A 16,765-nucleotide genomic window follows, 5' to 3' on the forward strand; every position below is an offset into this window, starting at 1 on the left:
AGAGGAGAACATCAGCTATGCACTTATATGTCATTCGCCATGCACAATCGACCATGAATATTGGACAAGGAGGCGGACCGAACTGCAGCTTGTCGGAAGTGGGACGATGGCAAGCGGAGCAAATCCCTTCGTTTTTCGAGGAAATCCAACTGGACGCCATCTTCTGCAGTCCGCTGCGCAGAGTCATTCAGACCGCGACGCCCCTTGCCAAAGCGCAGGGTCTAGGTATTGTGCTCATACCGGAAATGTCCGAAATATTTAATGAAGAATGGAAGGACTACCGGGATTATGATTGGGAAGCCTGCCAGCAGATTGTAGAGGAATTCCCGCATGTCCAATTCGTGGAGTATCAGGATATGGAGCGCAAGTGGTGGCCAACCTGGCCGGAGAATCATGCTATCGTCCGCAAGCGCGTGCAGAAGTTCGTCGACGCGAAGCTGACCGATTATTACGGAACCGATGCGCGTATTGCGGTATTCGGGCATGGCCAGACGACCGCGGATATGAAGCAGATCGTCAATCCCGGGGACATTCATCCCGTATATAACGCGGCGATCGTGCACTATATTCTCGATTCGCAAGGCCAATGTGAGCGTAAATCGTTGCATAAAGACCATCTCGGTCAGCACGTATACGAATAAATCTCAACCATGATCTCAAGGGGGAACTAACGTATGGCTAAGAAAATGGTATTGCTGCTGCTCTCATTAACCGTCGTCCTGTCGCTTGCGGCCTGCGGGCCGAAGCGGGAGGCGGAACAGGCCAAGCCGAATACGGATACGGCCCAGCAACAAGAAGGGGAGATGCCGCCGAAGCCGGAGCATCTGAAAATCTGGGGTCCGGAAAATGAGCCGGAATTGAAATCGCTCCGGGCGATTACGCAGAAATTTACGGAGAAGACGGGCATTGATGTGGAAGTGATTCCATTCAACCCGCGCGAACAGGCGAAAGCGTTCTCACTCGACGGACCGTCCGACCGCGGTCCTGACCTGTGGAGCGCCACCCATAACTCCATGGGCCGCAACGTGCTGCAAGGGCTGGCTGAGCCGTTCCAGATCAGCGAAGAGCAGATTAGCCAGTATTCGCCTGAGGCGATCAAGGCCGTCACGATTGACGGTAAAATCTACAATCTGCCTATGGTCGTCGAGACGACCGCCTTGTTCTACAACAAGGAGCTGATGCCAAATGCGCCAGAAACATGGGAAGAGCTAGAGAAGTTTGCGCTGGAGTTCACGGACGCGTCGAAGGATAAATACGGATTCTTGTTCGATGCGACGAATTTCTACTACGCCAACATGTTCCTGCAGGGCAACGGCGGTTATGTGTTCGGGTATGACCCGGCTACGGGCTACAACGCGGACGATATCGGGCTGAATAATGAAGGCGCTGTCCAAGGCGCGAATCTGATTCAATCCTGGTTCGAAAAAAAGCTGATTCCGGCATCGATTAACGGCGACGTCATCGACGGCTTGTTCAAGGAGGGCAAGGTTGCCGCTGTCGTCTCGGTACCGTCGTCGATCAAAAACTATGAATCGGCACTGGGAGACAAGCTGGGCGCCGTGCCGTTGCCGAAGCTGGCCAACGGTCAACGCCCGCCTTCCTTCCTGGGCGTCAAAGGTCTGGTGCTGTCCCCATTCTCCAAAAATAAGGAGTGGGCAACCGAGCTGGCTTTGTTCATTACCAATGACGAGAACGGAGCGAGTCATTTCCAGACAGCCGGGGAAATTCCAGCACGTCCGGGCATTTTAGAAAGCGATCTCATTACGAAGCATCCTTACTTCTCAGCCGTGGCCGAGCAGTCCACATTCGCTACGCCAACGCCGAATAACCCGGAAATCTCCCAGACATGGGAGCCGATGAAAAATGCGCTCGTGTTCCTGGCCCAAGGGCAGGACGCCAAAGAGGTGCTGGATGAAGCGGTCGATCAAATCAAAGAACAAATCGCGATCAATAACGCCAATAAGTAAGGAATGATTATCGGATTGGGGTGCGGGTCCGCATCCCCATCCGCTTGAATTCGCATTGCGGATGTCAACGAGGAGGCTTGATTAGATTGGGAGAACAACAGACACGAACCGACAAGCCGCAAATCAGTGCGCATAACCCGAAGTTGGCGATGCAGCTCTCCATTATCCCGGGGTTGGGGCAACTGTATAACCGGAGATATATCAAGGGTTCATTATTTTTGGTTTTATTTCTCTCATTTTTCATCGTGTTCGCTGATTTTTTGAACATTGGGTATTGGGGGCTCATGACGCTGGGGACGTTGGAAGGGGTTGATGATTCCCGCTCTTTGCTCATTCAAGGTATTATTTCGCTCATCTTGACCGTCTTTCTTCTCATCTTCTATTGGATCAACTTGACCGATGCGCGCAATGACGCGCAGAAAATTCGCGAAGGCTGGAAGATCACGACGATTCGCGAAGGCTTCAAGCAGGCGTGGGATAAAGGGGTTCCTTATCTATTCGTCGGTCCCGGCATTTTCATGATTACGTTTGTACTGATATTGCCGCTGTTGTTCATGGTTTCCTTAGCATTTACGAATTACAATATTTACAATTCACCGCCCCGTTTTTTGCTCGATTGGGTAGGGTTTGAAAACTTTAAAAATATTTTTTCCGTTCCGATCTGGCGGAATACGTTTTTCTCCGTCCTGTCGTGGACGCTCGTATGGACATTCGTCGCGACGACGCTGCAGATTTCCCTGGCCATGTTCTTGGCTGTAATCGTGAACGACCAGCGCGTCAAATTCAAAAAATTCATTCGAACGATGCTCATTCTTCCTTGGGCCGTTCCTTCCTTCGTATCCATCCTCGTGTTCGCCGCCATGTTCAATGATCAATTCGGTGCGGTGAACCGGCAAATTTTGGGGCCGTTGGGGCTGTCCATTCCTTGGATGTCCGATCCGCTCTGGACCAAGGTAGCCATCATAATTATTCAAGTATGGCTGGGCTTCAGCTTCGTGTTCGCCTTGTTCACGGGGGTGCTCCAAAGCATATCAAGCGACTGGTACGAGGCGGCGGAGGTCGACGGAGCGAGCAAGTGGCAAAGATTCCGCTACATTACGCTCCCGCATGTTCTGTTCGCGACCGCTCCGCTGCTCATTATGCAATATACGGGTAATTTCAACAACTTCAACCTGATCTACTTGTTCAACCAAGGCGGACCGCCGGTTCGCGGGCAGTCGGCCGGATCGACGGACATCGTCATTTCATGGGTGTACAAGCTTACCTTTGAAACGTTGAACTATAATATGGCGGCCGTTATCTCCATTATATTGGGCCTGATTGTGGCAACCGTCGCCTTTTTCCAATTCAGGAGAACCCGATCGTTCAAGGAGGAGGGCAGCGTCTGATGAGTACGAGATGGAAATCGAGATTAGAGCTTACCGGCATTTATGCATTCATTTTGTTCATGTTTATCGTGATTGTGTATCCGCTCGTATGGGCCTTGGGCGTCTCGCTGAATCCGGGCACCAGCTTATACAGCGCCAAGATTATTCCCGAGAACTGGTCGACGGAGCACTACTCCTGGCTGTTCTCTAGTCCGGACAGCGAATATTTGCTGTGGTACAAAAACACGCTGATTGTCGCCAGCTGGAAGACGGTGCTGTCGCTGATTGTGACGACGTTCCTGGCGTATGCGTTCTCGCGCTATAACTTCAGAGGGCGCAAGCATGGCTTGTATGCGCTTCTGCTAATCAAGATGTTCCCGGTATTGATGGGGATGGTTGCCATTTATATTTTGCTGAACATTCTGGGTTTGCTCGATACGCTGGCCGGCTTGATTCTGGTCTATGTCGGATCGTCCATTCCGATGCACGCTTTTCTGATCAAAGGCTATTTCGACACGATTCCGCGTGATCTGGACGAGTCGGCGAAGATTGACGGCGCGGGCCACTTCCGGATTTTCTTCCAGATTATTTTGCCGCTAGCGAAGCCGATATTGGCCGTAGTCGCCTTGTTCAATTTCATGACGCCGTTCATGGACTTCCTGCTGCCGCGGATCGTTATTCGCAGTTCGGAGAACTATACGCTCGCGGTAGGCTTGTTCAACCTGGTCAATCAGGAGTTCAGCAACAACTTCACCCGGTTCGCAGCGGGCTCGATGCTTATCGCCATTCCGATTGCCGCGGTGTTCCTGTTCCTGCAGCGGTACCTCATTTCCGGGTTGACGGCGGGGGCGACGAAATCATAACGAAGCAAGCCAGATTCAGAGCAGCGTAAGATTTTTTCGTAAAAAGATAGAGATGAGAAAACAGGAGTGGCGGGGAGGAGACATGCGATGACAAGCCCTTGGACATTGGATCCGGCTAGCATATGCTTGCGGCTGCTTCTCTCGCTTGTGCTCGGGGGCATTATCGGCTTCGAGCGGGAGATGAATCAGCATGCCGCCGGATTCCGCACCAATATTTTGGTATGCATCGGCTCTTCGCTCATTATGCTGCTGTCTATCTATGGGTTCAACGCCTTCGTCGAAATGATGTGCGGAAAGTGAGAGGGTATGATGCAGACAAGTGAGACGATACATCCGGACAAATTGCACGGAGGGACGGTCGCAGCGAAGCGGAGCGGGATCGGCGCGATCATTCCGCATGAGCCGCTGAAGCAGCATGCGGCCGATGAGACGGAGGGGTCGTTGCTGTTCCATCTGTACGGCGGGGCGCCGACATCCTCCTATGTGCTGTATGAAGATGACGGCTTGACGTATGCCTATGAGAAGGGCGCTTATAATTTGCTTCGCGTGGGGGTGGAATGCACCGGTCGCGGGTTGAGCCTTGGCTTCGAGTATGAGCACAGGGGATATGAGCCGGCTTCCCGCAAGCTATGCTTCTATCTTCATGGCCTCGATCCGGATGCGGTCGCTATCGAAGGGCTTACGCGGCTGGAGGCGAAGCCGGAGGATCATGCGGAAGGCTGGTACGTGGATGAGCGGCGCCATTACGTCGTCAACGCGGTTCGAGACGATAAGATCAAGCGCACCATCGAATTAAAATGGTAATGAGAAAGAGGGCGATCGTTCCGCCCTCTTTTGTTATCATGTATGGGATGTTGAATGTTTTCTCCGTTGGGTCGATTGACGCACGATCAGCTCAGAAGGCAGCGTGACCGTCTTGTTCTTATTAATGCGCTCCGGGTCGTCCATCAGTTCGATGAGCATCTCCAGCGCCTCCAGTCCGAGGTGCTCCCCGCGAATGGTCGTGCAGCTGATCGACGGCGAGATCTTGCTGAGAAAGCCCGCATCGTTGAAGCCGATGATGCCGACATCCTCCGGCACGCGCAGATCGCGATCCCGGCAATATTTCAATACACCGAGCGCCAATACGCTGTCCGCGGCGATAATGGCATCGAAGGATCTGCCGCCGGAGTTGTACTCGTCAAGAGCCGCAATCATGTCCGCTTCTTCGGAGCCGCACAAGACGACGCCGTCGTCTCCCGCCTCCAGGCCATTGCTGTGAAGCGCCTGCTTGTACCCCCCGATCCGGTCGCGCACGACATCGACATCCAGACTCTCGGTCAGGAACACGATCCGCCGGTACCCCTCGTCCAGCAAATGCTGGGCTGTGACATATCCGTCCCGGAAATTATCACTATGAATGCAAAAGATATTATGCTGCAGGCTGCGCCCAATCATGACGAACGGAATCGAATTCTGCTGCAGGCTCTGAATGAGCGAGCTTTTGTCCGCCGACATGACCCCGGATAAAATAAATCCGTCCACTCTCTTGTTCCGGTACAGCGTCAAACATTTCTCGATTTGCTGATCGACAGAGCGAAAGGCGGAAATTTGCAAGTCGTATCCGTATTTTTGAGTCGCATTGGATAAACCAAGAAGCACATTGGAATAGTACGGATTCCCGAAAATTTCACTAGGTTCACGCGCGATCGTATAGCAGATAGTGCGAGATTGGGCTGCTGGTGTGTTAGGCTTCGCCTTGGGGCTGGGCACATAACCGAGCTCCCGGATCGCTTTCTCTACTTTTTCATTCACTTCGGAGGATGTGTTTCCTTTGCCCGTAAGAACCCGCGATACGGTCGCCGGCGATACACCCGCTGCACGTGCTATATCTCTTACCGTTGGCAAGTCCCCGCCTCCTCTTCTACGGAATCATCATATTTGCAAATCCTATTCTGGCTCATCATTTTATAATACGATGAAAGCGATCGGCAATTCAACATGGCGGCATAGAAAAAGCTGCCGTATGCGCAGTCGCGATACGAGCAGCTTATTGATCTCATGATGTATAGCACGATGACGGAATTACTTGTGAAGCACTTTGTCGACGAGGCCGTATTCGAGCGCTTCTTCGGCCGACATGAAGTAATCGCGGTCGGTGTCTCTCTCGATCCGTTCGAGCGGCTGTCCCGTGCGCTCCGCCAAAATATGATTCAACTTGTCTCGCATCTTGAGAAGGCGGCGGGCGCGAATCTCGATATCGGTCGCTTGCCCTTCGGCTCCTCCCAGCGGTTGGTGAATCATAATCTCGCTGTTCGGCAGCGCGATCCGCTTGCCCTTTGCTCCGGCATTCAGCAGGAAGGCGCCCATCGACGCCGCCATGCCGACGCAGATCGTCGATACATCCGGCTTGATATGCTGCATCGTATCGTAAATGGCCATCCCTGCGGTAATGGATCCGCCGGGGCTGTTGATGTACAGATGAATATCCTTGTCCGGATCATCGGCCTGCAGGAACAGCATTTGAGCGATGATCGAATTGGCCACCACATCGTTCACTTGGGAGCCGAGAAAAATAATGCGGTCCTTCAGCAATCTGGAATAAATGTCGTACGACCGTTCGCCTCGATTCGTCTGCTCGACAACTATAGGAACGTAACTCACGATAATCCCTCCTCAGCATCAATAACATTAAATATTAACCAATTCACGGCCTCTTAAACACAATATGCTTTTGCCGCGAATGACAAGAACCGTATCCTTATCATATCGGATTGTCAGTCAAAAGTCAAAGATGGTCAAACTGTTTTTTCAGCTTTTTTTGAGCAACGATTCGGATAGATGCGTGTATCATTTTTTGCAATCCCGGAAGTAAGGCTCAAAAAATGAGCATCAAAAAGTGAACGTTTCCGTGTCATTCAGGCGTGACCTACAATAGGAGCACAAAGGAGGTGACGCCAATGTCAGCAGGAGCACCCTCATCTATCTGCGATCCTCGCGCCAGAGGGAGATGGAGCCGCATCGGGAGAACGCTGTGGAACGAAAAGTATTTATGGCTCATGGCTCTGCCTGTTCTGCTGTTCTTCGTCATTTACAAATATTTGCCGATGCTCGGAGTCGTAATCGCTTTCAAGGATTACAACATGATGCTCGGCATCTGGGACAGCAAGTGGGTCGGATTGAAGCATTTCTACCGCATCTTCGAGAATCCGGATATCGGGCGTATTTTTCTGAACACCTTGATTATCAGCTTGTATCAGATTGTATTTGCCTTCACGATTCCGATATTTCTGGCGATTATGATCCATGAGGTAACGCAAAGAGTGTTCAAGCGGATGCTGCAAACGGTCTTCTACATGCCGCACTTTCTGTCCTGGGTCGTCGTGGCGGGGATCTTCTATCTGATGTTCCAGAGCGATGGCGCCGTGAACAACATGCTGGTCGATATGGGAATGTCCAAAATTGATATTTTGTCCAACCCCGACAACTTCCGGTCCATGCTGGTGATGCAGGTCATCTGGAAAGAATCCAACGGCAACTTCAGCTTCTCGACCGCGGTCGGGCTGATGAAAGGCTTGATTGGGCTTATCCTGATCTACCGGGGCCAACAAGCTGGCGAAGCGGATAGGGGAGCGCGGCGTATTCTAGCGTGGGTTGCCTCCATTGTTGTAAGTGCTTACATCATGGAGTGCCCATCATGATTCCACAATCAAATCGGGGGAGGATGTAATCATGCAATTCAAGGGGAAAAAATCGTAGCGCTCCTTGTGGCCTGTTCGATGGCTGTCGGCTTGCTGACGGCTTGCGGCAGCGGAGGAGGAACCAAGGAATCGAATGCTGACGGAGGACAGAGTGCGGGGAATGAAGGCAAGAAGTACAGCGTCTCGGCTATGAATATCTTGTACGGCGCAGCGCCTCCGACGACGAACAGCTCGGGCATCAAGGCGATCGAGGAGCGGTACGGCATCGAATTCAAATATATTCCGGTCGCAGCGGGAGATTATGCGAACAAGATCGGCGTTACGGTCGCTTCGGGGGATATGCCGGATCTGATGCTGCTGGAGGATACGAACGCCAATTACTTCAGCTGGGCGGGGAACGGTATGTTCCTGCCGATCGAGGATTACATCAAGGACTACCCGAACCTGAGCAAGATTCCTCAGGAAATCTGGGACATGCTACGATGAGCTGTATACCGTGATGAAGGCATTCGCGGAGAACGATCCGGACGGCAACGGCAAGAAGGATACGTACGGATTCGCCTTGGACGGCAAAATCAGCGGGTTCAACGGACTGTTCGGCTTATACCGGGCGCTCCGGTTCGGTTGGTTCGAGGATGGTCAGGGCGGGATTACGCACGGATACTTGATGCCGAACGCGAAGGAGGCGGTAGCGTTCCTGGCGCGAGGCTACAAGGAGGGGCTCATCACCCCGGATTATACGATTAAGAATGGCGCGCAGACCAGCGAGGACTTCCAGACCGGCAAAGCGGGAGCGGGCATTATCGGCAACTGGACGTATACCGCCTTCACGAAGAGCTGGTTCGACAAAGCGTACAGCGTCAATAAAGATTTCCGCGTCGCCCCGATTCCACCGCTGACGGCCCCGGACGGCTATAAGGGCTGCGGCAAGTATCACGGCTTCTACGGGTTCTTCGTTATGCCGGCCAGCCTGGGCAAGGATGAGGGGAAGGCGAAGAAGCTGCTCTCCATCCTGGACGATCAGATCGGCGACGAGGGCGCTAGGTTCATGAAATGGGGCGTGGAGCACGAGCATTTCAAAGTAGAGAACGGCGAGAAAATGTTGACGGACAAAGGCTTGACCGAAGGCACGGGTAAATATTTGCTGACGAACCATGCGGCCAAGGGAGAGTGGATCTACAACCCGGACGATACGGATGAACTGAAAAAAATGAAGGACGAATCATTCAAGGTAGCCATGGAAGGCGAGCCGTACAGCGATCAGTCGGTCGGCTTGTTCTCGCCGACATACAGTGAAAAAGGGAAAGAACTTGACCAGTACCTGACGGACCAAGTGAATAAGATCATTCTTGGCGAACGTCCGGTGGACGATTACGACAAGGTGATTCAAGAGTGGAAGGACAGAGGTGGCGAGCAGGTCATCAAGGAATTCAACGAGGCGTACCAGAAGCGGAAGAACGGCTGATCGTTCAGCCGGCGCTGCTGTAGTTCCGAAAGCCGCCATGCGTTGCTGGAGTGCGCTGGCTGGCGAGTGGTGCCGCGGTTCGCGGCGCGAAGCCGCAGGCGAACGTCCACAGCCATAGGCGCGTGGCCGAAAGTACATGACCGCAGTTGCGCAGCTATCAAGCGCATGGCGGCATGAAAGGAGTAAACATCTGTGTTAATGCGCGCAAGAAGCGGGGATCGGTGGTTCAATTTCATTAATGTAACACTGCTCATCGTTTTGGCGGTCATTACGATCCTGCCTATCATTCACGTCTTCGCGATGTCGTTTGCCACCACGGAGGAGTCGCTGTCCGGCCGGTTCATCCTCTGGCCGTCGACCTGGACGACGGAGGCTTACCGCTACATTTTCGATACGGGCATATTTTTCCTGTCGTTGAAAAATACGGTGTGGCTGACGGTCGTCGGCACGTTCATCAACGTTATTCTGACGGCGCTGCTGGCTTATGTATGCTCCCGGCCGCAGTTCAGCGCCCGGCGGGTCATCATGTTCCTAGTGCTGTTCACGATGCTGTTCGGCGGCGACATGATCCCGACCTATCTGATCGTGAAGGGGACTGGGCTCATCAACTCGCTGTGGGCGCTTTTCCTCCCCGGAGCCATTTTTTTCTCCAACCTCGATCCGAACGTGCCCCTCCCGCCGTGAGTCTCGATACAGATGGCCACGGTCGTGCTCGCCTCGTTCCCGATTGTCGTGCTCTATCCGTTCCTGCAGCGCTATTTCGTGCAGGGACTGACGCTCGGCGCGGTGAAGGGCTAGCGCCATTGCAGCAGGCATTCCAGGCCTGCTGCTTTTTGGCGTGGGCACAGGTGTGTGCTGCACACGGCGGTGAGCGGGATCTGGGGCCCTGTGCCGTGGCGGGCTGCGTACCGCGGTGGGTCCTGCAGTGTGGTGCGCTGTACCTGAGGTGAGGGTCTACTGAGGGTACGCTGCGCAGCACCTAGCAACGGCGTACCGTATGATGCATGGTCGCTGCGCCTAGCTGGGGGTAACAGCGATGCGCGAGATAACCTGCATCCCCCGCCAGATGCTCGCCTCGCCCCGATGATGTTCGGACTCGCATTAGGGCGGTCATAGACGTGATCGCCTCTCATACCACCTTTCTACCGACTTGGACGCACCAATCCTGCATAAATGCAGCATTTTATCTTTGTTCCGGGCAAATTCGCTAGGATTCCTGCAAATATGCAGGATTTTGCTCGCTTTTTCCGAGCTTGCCCCATCTAGAGCTAAAATTAATGTAGTTTTGCAGGATTCACTTTGGCGAAAAGAGGCTTCGGTGAAAATCCTGCACTTTTGCAGTATTGATGGGCACTAGGCCGGGAATCACATCTCAATAGTGTGGCTCAGACTTGTCTCGCAGAAATGAGGCGCGTCAGACCGGTATCGTAGAAATGACACGGTCATCAGACCAGATCGCAGAAATGAGACGGCGTCAGGCCCCATAGAACTGCCTAATGGCTTATTCCTGTTCGGCCATCTGCTTGCGGTACTGTCCCTGTTCAGGCCGATGGCGTCGGCGCATTGCTGCGACTATCATTTTCAAAATGTCGGGGTAAATATGTTCTAGTATAGCATAATTGAAAGCGCTAACGTTCAGATTCGGAAGCAACATGGCAAAAGAAAAGGAGGCTATGATTTATGCTGACAGAAAAGTATCGTCCGGACGTTATCGGAGTGGCGCTCGCTCCACTTCCTGTCTATGAACCGGTTCCGGCCGCTGCGCGGCGGGACGCTTGGCTGGCGTTGGACTCCGGTCGTTCTGGATTCGCGAGGCAGAGGCTTGTCTCGGCATGGAGTGGCCAGCGCTGCCAGCCACCTTGTATATGGATTATGTCCGGACGGGGAACCGGACGCGGTATCAGGAGCCTTATGTCGCGCGCCGCAAGGCATTGGTTCGTCTCGTACTGGCCGAATGCATGGAATATGAAAGGCGCTTCCTGGATAATCTCGTGAACGGCATCTGGGCGATGTGCGAGGAGAGTACCTGGTGCTGGCCAGCTCATCTGAACGGGAGTAGCCGCGTGAAGAGAAATTCGCTTCCCGATATCGAGCGGCCGGTCATCGATCTCGGCGCCGGAGAGACGGCAGCCATGCTGGCTTGGTCGTACTATGTGCTCCGAGATGCGCTGGATGACCATTGTCCCCCGCTGGGCAAGCACCTTCGCCGGGAGCTGGAGACGCGCATCCTCGATTCGTACGAGCGGGAGGACGGCTACTGGTGGATGTCGTTCCAGCCAGATCTCCTCATCAACAACTGGAATCCATGGTGCAATGCCAACTGCCTGGCCGTGCTGCTGCTCGCCGAGGAGAAGGCGGAGCGCCCCACTGCTCTTGTCCACAAGGCGCTTCGCAGCCTCGACCGGTTCATCGCTTCCTATGAAGAGGATGGCGGGTGCGATGAAGGTCCCGCTTATTGGGTGCGGGCAGCCGCTTCGCTGTATGATGCCCTGCAGCTTCTGCATGGCGCCACGGACGGTGCGATTGATGTATTCCATGAGCCGAAAATCCGGAATATGGCCGCTTATATTCTCCATATGCATATTGGCGGGGATGCATATGTCAACTTCGCCGATTCGGCGGCGAGAATTACCGTGCCCCCGGCCTGATTGCCCGCTTCGGCCAGGCGGTCGGAGATGCCCGGCTGGAGGCCTTCGGGCGGCATGTCTACCGCCGGCAGGGAGGGCATCGCTATTGGGAGGGTGAGGAGATTCCGGCCTGCAGCGAATGCTCTTCGACCTGTTCGCGCTGCCGGATATGGAAGGTCCGGCAGCGGAGCCGCCGGCGCTGCCGCTCGACCGATGGATGCCGGGCGTGGAAGTGATGGTGGCGCGGGAGCGGGGCGACGGCTGGTTCCTGGCCGCGAAGGGCGGTCATAACGATGAGAGCCACAACCATAATGACATCGGCAGCTTCATCGTCTATGCCGATCAATGCCCGTTGTGGATCGACGCTGGCGTCGGCACCTACACGGCGAAGACGTTCAGCCCGGAACGGTATTCGATCTGGACGATGCAGTCCGGATATCACAACGTCCCGACGGTGAACGGGGCGGAGCAAGCGCCTGGGCGCACTTTCCGGTCGGTGAAGCCCGTCATGAAGCGGCTGGCGGTCTATCGCGCCTAACGGCTGACATTGCCCCGGCCTATCCTGCGGCCTCCGGCATTTGCCGATGGACGCGCATCTTCACGCTGCTGCGGGAGAAGCCGGGGGGAAGCGGGCAAGGCGAGAGCGTCTCCGCTGCCCGCATCATTGTAGAAGAGACGGTGCAACTGGAGGCGCCAAGCAGCGACGTGTCGCTGAACTGGATGTGCCCCAATGAGCCGCGCTTCGAGTCCGGCCGGATAGTCTTGGCTGACGAAGCCGGGATCCCGAAGGCCTGCATGTCTTATGACGAGACGCTGTGGAATACCCGGCTGGAGCCAATCGCGGTGGAAGACGAGCGGTTATATGCCTCATGGGGCGGCACGATCTATCGGGTACGCCTGACCGCAAAGCGGCCGATTCATGAGGACAGTTGGCGGTTTGTGTTCGATAGGCAGTAGGCCGGAGAAACGAGGCTGCACGCAAGAGAAGAGAAGCGGGATCCGGTGAAGGAATTCGGCCCGGAGATCTAAAAAAGACGGCCGCTTGGCCGTCTCTCTTTTTACAGCAAAAACGAAAAAACATCCGTCCCCGGCTCCCTATGCGGAAGGAGCGGTTCGAGATGTTCTGAATGTCTGTAGGCTATTCGTTAAATATATCGCTTCATAACAAAGGCATCATCAAGATGCTTATGGCGCGCCCGCAAGGAATCGAACCTTGATCTCAGGCTCCGGAGGCCTACGTCATATCCATTGGACCACGGGCGCACAATCAGAAGACGCAAAATTTATTATAGTGGATAGGCCACAGGAATGCAAGAGTAAAATAAATGAAATAAATAAGACTCGATAATGACAGGCAGCGAACACCAGAACAACGCTCAGGTTGTCAGGCGGAGTCCGATAATACCGACGACGATCAGCGCCAGGAAAAAGAATTGCTTCCGGGTATAGTGCTCCTTGAACCAGAACAAGCTGACGAGCGTAATCCCGACGGCACCGACACCGGCCCAGACCGCATACGCGACCCCGGCAGGGATGACGCTCATCGCGTGGGTCAGCAAATAAATGGAAGCGACGAGCCCGAGCGTGATAATGACAAGCGGCGTCTTCTTCTTGAAGCCATCAGCATACTTCATGGCGACGACCGAAATGATCTCCTCCAGACCGGACAAGATTAAATAAAACCAGGCCATTAGGACTCACTCCCTTCACGGTTCCCGCTCTCCTCGCGGTTCGGGGTCGACAGCTTCATGCCGATAATGCCGGTCAGCAGCACGAGCAGGAACGTTATTTGCAGCCCGTTGAACGCTTCACCCAGATAGATGCTGGCCACATAGGTGCCGATCGTGCCGATGCCGACGAACACGGTATAGGCGATAGCGACATTCAGCCTCCGATAGGACTGGATAAGCAATAGGTAGCTGACTGTAATGAGTATGATAACGCCGATCCATTCCCATGTCGTTGATGCGTACTTCAGGCCGGAAGCCCACACAATCTCCATTAAGGCGGCGACAAGAACAAGCAGCCAAGCCATAATAAAACCTCCTGTTGTCTTACAATGCCAATGCAGCAGGACATTCATGCGTGAGAATGGTGTACTGCACGGAACGCGTGATGATACAAATAATTCTTCTTGCCGGCGGTGCGGTTCATCCGGCCAGCGAATTAAAGATGTGCTTTCACCGCCGTAGTAAATCATAGTTTGCCGGAAACGGGGTGACTGACTGTCATTCATTTTACACCATCATTGATTTTTCGTAAAGGCCATTCCCGAATCTATGCGGTTTCGCGGCCGGAGCCGGACTCTTGCCTTGTCCAAAAAGAGCTGCAAATGGGTAAGATACGATAGGCGGAGATATAATCAGCCGTCTGCTGGGCAATACAATGAATAAGTTATTCTTTCCTTGCCCATTATAGAGGCGGGATACTTGCAAGTTGCTCGATTATTCGCTAGAATAATGGTGGGACACAAATCGTTGCGATGGGACGTTTTTGGTCCAATGGTTGGTTACGGAGCAGGAGTGGAGAGAAATGCGTGATTGGTTACAATTACAGAAGCGACTACTGCCCGAACTCATCGAACTGTTGAAGAAGCGTTACACCATCCTGCATCAGATCATGTTGTCCGACTGTATCGGCAGGAGGACGCTCGCGACGTCATTGCAGATGACCGAGCGCGTGCTGCGGGCGGAGACGGACCTGCTGAAGGCGCAGGGCCTGATCGAGATCGACAGCATGGGCATGCGCATCAGCGAGGAAGGCAGGCAGCTTGTCCGCCAGTTGGAGCCCTTGATGGGCGAACTGCTCGGCATGCGCCATCTGGAGGAGAGCATCCGTCAGGCCTTCGGACTGACTCAGGTCATCGTCGTGCCTGGCGATTCGGATGTGTCGCCCGCCGTGAAGGATGAATTGGGCACCGCAGTATGCAGCGCTCTCAGCAGCGTCATGGGCAAGGAAGATGTTGTCGCGGTGACCGGCGGCTCCACATTGGCTGCGGTGGCAGATCAATTGACGAGCGCCACACCATGGAAGGGCAACTGGTTCGTACCGGCCCGAGGGGGATTGGGAGAGAGTCTGGAATACCAGGCGAATACGATTGCCTCGACGATGGCTAAGCGCGTAGGAGCTCAATACCGGCTGCTTCATGTACCCGATCAATTGAGTGAAGAAGCGTACCAATCGTTGAAGCAAGAGCCCAATATTCAGGAGATTCTGCGGGTTATCCGGCAAGCGCGCATCATCGTGCACGGCATCGGAGACGCCCAAGTGATGGCTGCGCGCCGGAAGGTAGACGAAGCCACACGGGAAGAATTGAAGCACAAGAGAGCTGTCGCCGAAGCGCTAGGGTATTACTTCGACCGGGATGGCCGCGTCGTACATACGATGTTGTCTCTGGGCTTGCGCCTGGAGGACATAACGCGTACTGAAGTGGTAATCGCCGTCGCAGGCGGGAAGAGCAAGGGCGAAGCCATTGCAGCCGTGCTGCGCCACGGGCATGAAGACATTCTGGTCATTGATGAAGCGGCAGCGGTTGAAGTATTGAAGCATAGTGGTCTCGATGTGCCTACGGGCCGTCTTGAGCAATAAAAATCAATCTACTTAGGAAATGGGAGGAATCATCATGGTGAAAGTGGGTATTAACGGCTTTGGTCGAATTGGTCGTAACGTGTTCCGTGCAGCTCTGGGTAATCCGGAAGTCGAAATTGTCGCAATCAATGATCTGACAGACGTCAAAACTCTGGCTCATCTGTTGAAATATGACACGACTCACGGCAAACTGGACGCTACGGTAGAGGCCAAAGAAGGCGCGATTGTCGTTAACGGCAAAGAAGTGAAAGTCTTCGCTGAGCGCAACCCTGAGAACCTGCCATGGGGCGCTAACGGCGTTGAAATCGTTGTTGAAGCGACGGGTATCTTCACAGCGAAAGACAAAGCTGAAATGCACTTGAAAGGCGGCGCGAAGAAAGTTATCATTTCCGCACCTGCTACGAACGAAGATATCACGATCGTTATGGGCGTTAACGAAGATAAATACGATGCTGCTAACCACACCATCATTTCGAACGCTTCCTGCACAACGAACTGCTTGGCTCCATTCGCGAAAGTGTTGAACGACAAGTTCGGCATCGTGAAAGGCATGATGACAACCGTTCACTCTTACACCAATGACCAAAACGTTCTTGACCTGCCGCACAAAGATATGCGTCGTGCTCGCGCAGCTGCTGAGAACATTATTCCTTCCACTACAGGCGCTGCAAAAGCGGTTAGCTTGGTATTGCCTGAGCTGAAAGGCAAATTGAACGGTATGGCTATGCGTGTTCCTACGCCTAACGTATCCGTAACGGACCTGGTCGTTGAACTGTCCAAAAACGTAACGGTTGAAGAAGTGAACGGTGCCCTCAAAGAAGCGGCTAACGGCCCGCTGAAAGGCATCATGAACTATTCCGAAGAGCCGCTCGTATCCAGCGACTACAACAGCGACCCAGCTTCTTCCACAATCGACGCGCTGTCGACGATGGTTGTAGGCGACAATATGGTAAAAGTCGTATCTTGGTATGACAACGAGTGGGGCTACTCCAACCGCGTTGTTGACCTGGTAGCTTTTATCGCCAAAAAAGGCCTGTAATCGCATAGCATTGACAATCAAAGAGGAGTAACCGCAAAGGGCTCCTCTTTGATCCATGCATACGTGCGCGTACGGCATATCGAGAACCTGACCGAATAGATACAAGAATGAATAGAGAAGCCGGACATGAACGTACCGAATCCGGCGCCGCACGATAGATAGAGACGCT

At 53.8% G+C, this 16,765-nt stretch carries 17 protein-coding genes, 1 tRNA gene and 1 pseudogene; 14 read left to right on the forward strand and 5 right to left on the reverse strand.

The features are described 5' to 3' along the window. The first annotated feature begins 17 nt into the window (after positions 1-17). From DQX05_RS00150 to DQX05_RS00175, 6 genes and pseudogenes are all read left to right on the forward strand, one after another. The gene (locus tag DQX05_RS00150) at positions 18-641 is read left to right on the forward strand and encodes a histidine phosphatase family protein (protein ID WP_119789869.1); all 624 of its coding nucleotides are present in this window, start codon (positions 18-20) and stop codon (positions 639-641) included. A gap of 33 nt (positions 642-674) precedes the next feature. Further along, positions 675-1,967 carry an extracellular solute-binding protein gene (locus DQX05_RS00155; protein ID WP_119789870.1) on the forward strand — a complete coding sequence of 431 codons (1,293 nt, stop codon included), beginning with the start codon at positions 675-677 and terminating at the stop codon, positions 1,965-1,967. Between the two features lie 86 nt (positions 1,968-2,053). Then, the gene (locus tag DQX05_RS00160) at positions 2,054-3,355 is read left to right on the forward strand and encodes a carbohydrate ABC transporter permease (RefSeq protein WP_310735632.1); all 1,302 of its coding nucleotides are present in this window, start codon (positions 2,054-2,056) and stop codon (positions 3,353-3,355) included. Then, positions 3,355-4,197 carry a sugar ABC transporter permease gene (locus DQX05_RS00165; RefSeq protein WP_119789872.1) on the forward strand — a complete coding sequence of 281 codons (843 nt, stop codon included), beginning with the start codon at positions 3,355-3,357 and terminating at the stop codon, positions 4,195-4,197. Before DQX05_RS00160 ends, DQX05_RS00165 begins: the two co-directional genes overlap by 1 nt. Before the next feature lie 87 nt (positions 4,198-4,284). Then, positions 4,285-4,479: pseudogene (locus DQX05_RS00170) on the forward strand (MgtC/SapB family protein); the annotation flags it as partial. Positions 4,480-4,503: 24 nt separating this feature from the next. After that, positions 4,504-5,001: a DUF5110 domain-containing protein gene (locus DQX05_RS00175; RefSeq protein ID WP_259391705.1), complete on the forward strand. Its 498-nt coding sequence runs from the start codon at positions 4,504-4,506 to the stop codon at positions 4,999-5,001. Between the two features lie 36 nt (positions 5,002-5,037). On the opposite strand, the gene DQX05_RS00180 is transcribed toward DQX05_RS00175, so the two are convergent. Both DQX05_RS00180 and clpP read right to left on the reverse strand, forming a co-directional pair. After that, a complete protein-coding gene (locus DQX05_RS00180) occupies positions 5,038-6,084 on the reverse strand; it encodes a LacI family DNA-binding transcriptional regulator (RefSeq protein ID WP_119789874.1) in 1,047 nt (348 codons plus the stop codon). Between the two features lie 177 nt (positions 6,085-6,261). After that, positions 6,262-6,840, reverse strand: coding sequence for an ATP-dependent Clp endopeptidase proteolytic subunit ClpP (clpP, locus tag DQX05_RS00185; RefSeq protein ID WP_119789876.1), 579 nt, complete (start codon positions 6,838-6,840; stop codon positions 6,262-6,264). Between the two features lie 296 nt (positions 6,841-7,136). Here clpP and DQX05_RS00190 point away from each other — a divergent pair, with 296 nt between their 5' ends. The 6 genes from DQX05_RS00190 to DQX05_RS31570 all read left to right on the forward strand — a co-directional run bounded on the left by DQX05_RS00190 (position 7,137) and on the right by DQX05_RS31570 (position 12,507). Further along, positions 7,137-7,877, forward strand: coding sequence for a hypothetical protein (locus DQX05_RS00190; protein WP_259391706.1), 741 nt, complete (start codon positions 7,137-7,139; stop codon positions 7,875-7,877). Between the two features lie 78 nt (positions 7,878-7,955). Next, the gene (locus tag DQX05_RS31560; protein ID WP_259391707.1) at positions 7,956-8,363 is read left to right on the forward strand and encodes an extracellular solute-binding protein; all 408 of its coding nucleotides are present in this window, start codon (positions 7,956-7,958) and stop codon (positions 8,361-8,363) included. 10 nt (positions 8,364-8,373) lie between these two features. After that, a complete protein-coding gene (locus tag DQX05_RS00195; protein WP_259391708.1) occupies positions 8,374-9,342 on the forward strand; it encodes a type 2 periplasmic-binding domain-containing protein in 969 nt (322 codons plus the stop codon). A gap of 192 nt (positions 9,343-9,534) precedes the next feature. Continuing rightward, positions 9,535-10,026 (forward strand): carbohydrate ABC transporter permease, encoded by a 492-nt coding sequence (locus DQX05_RS00200; RefSeq protein ID WP_259391709.1) that lies wholly within the window; start codon positions 9,535-9,537, stop codon positions 10,024-10,026. 1,091 nt (positions 10,027-11,117) lie between these two features. Further along, a complete protein-coding gene (locus tag DQX05_RS31565; RefSeq protein WP_259391710.1) occupies positions 11,118-11,990 on the forward strand; it encodes a hypothetical protein in 873 nt (290 codons plus the stop codon). 118 nt (positions 11,991-12,108) lie between these two features. Further along, a complete protein-coding gene (locus DQX05_RS31570; RefSeq protein WP_259391711.1) occupies positions 12,109-12,507 on the forward strand; it encodes a heparinase II/III-family protein in 399 nt (132 codons plus the stop codon). 650 nt (positions 12,508-13,157) lie between these two features. Here DQX05_RS31570 and DQX05_RS00210 read toward each other — a convergent pair. The 3 genes from DQX05_RS00210 to DQX05_RS00220 form a co-directional block, all read right to left on the reverse strand. Further along, a tRNA-Arg gene (locus DQX05_RS00210) sits at positions 13,158-13,232 on the reverse strand. A 113-nt stretch (positions 13,233-13,345) separates the two neighbouring features. Further along, positions 13,346-13,660, reverse strand: a complete 315-nt coding sequence (locus tag DQX05_RS00215) for a DMT family transporter (RefSeq protein ID WP_119789877.1) — start codon at positions 13,658-13,660, stop codon at positions 13,346-13,348. Continuing rightward, positions 13,660-14,004: a DMT family transporter gene (locus tag DQX05_RS00220; protein WP_119789879.1), complete on the reverse strand. Its 345-nt coding sequence runs from the start codon at positions 14,002-14,004 to the stop codon at positions 13,660-13,662. The genes DQX05_RS00215 and DQX05_RS00220 overlap by 1 nt, the downstream gene beginning before the upstream one ends. A gap of 497 nt (positions 14,005-14,501) precedes the next feature. On the opposite strand from DQX05_RS00220, the gene DQX05_RS00225 reads away from it, so the two are divergent. Further along, complete coding sequence (locus tag DQX05_RS00225; protein ID WP_119789881.1) at positions 14,502-15,557, forward strand: sugar-binding transcriptional regulator; 1,056 nt, start codon at positions 14,502-14,504, stop codon at positions 15,555-15,557. Positions 15,558-15,588: 31 nt separating this feature from the next. Next, positions 15,589-16,596: a type I glyceraldehyde-3-phosphate dehydrogenase gene (gene gap / locus DQX05_RS00230; RefSeq protein WP_220483149.1), complete on the forward strand. Its 1,008-nt coding sequence runs from the start codon at positions 15,589-15,591 to the stop codon at positions 16,594-16,596. Positions 16,597-16,765: the final 169 nt, after the last annotated feature.

Origin of the sequence: Paenibacillus thiaminolyticus (genome assembly GCF_003591545.1) — a bacterium.
Taxonomy (GTDB): domain Bacteria; phylum Bacillota; class Bacilli; order Paenibacillales; family Paenibacillaceae; genus Paenibacillus_B; species Paenibacillus_B thiaminolyticus_A.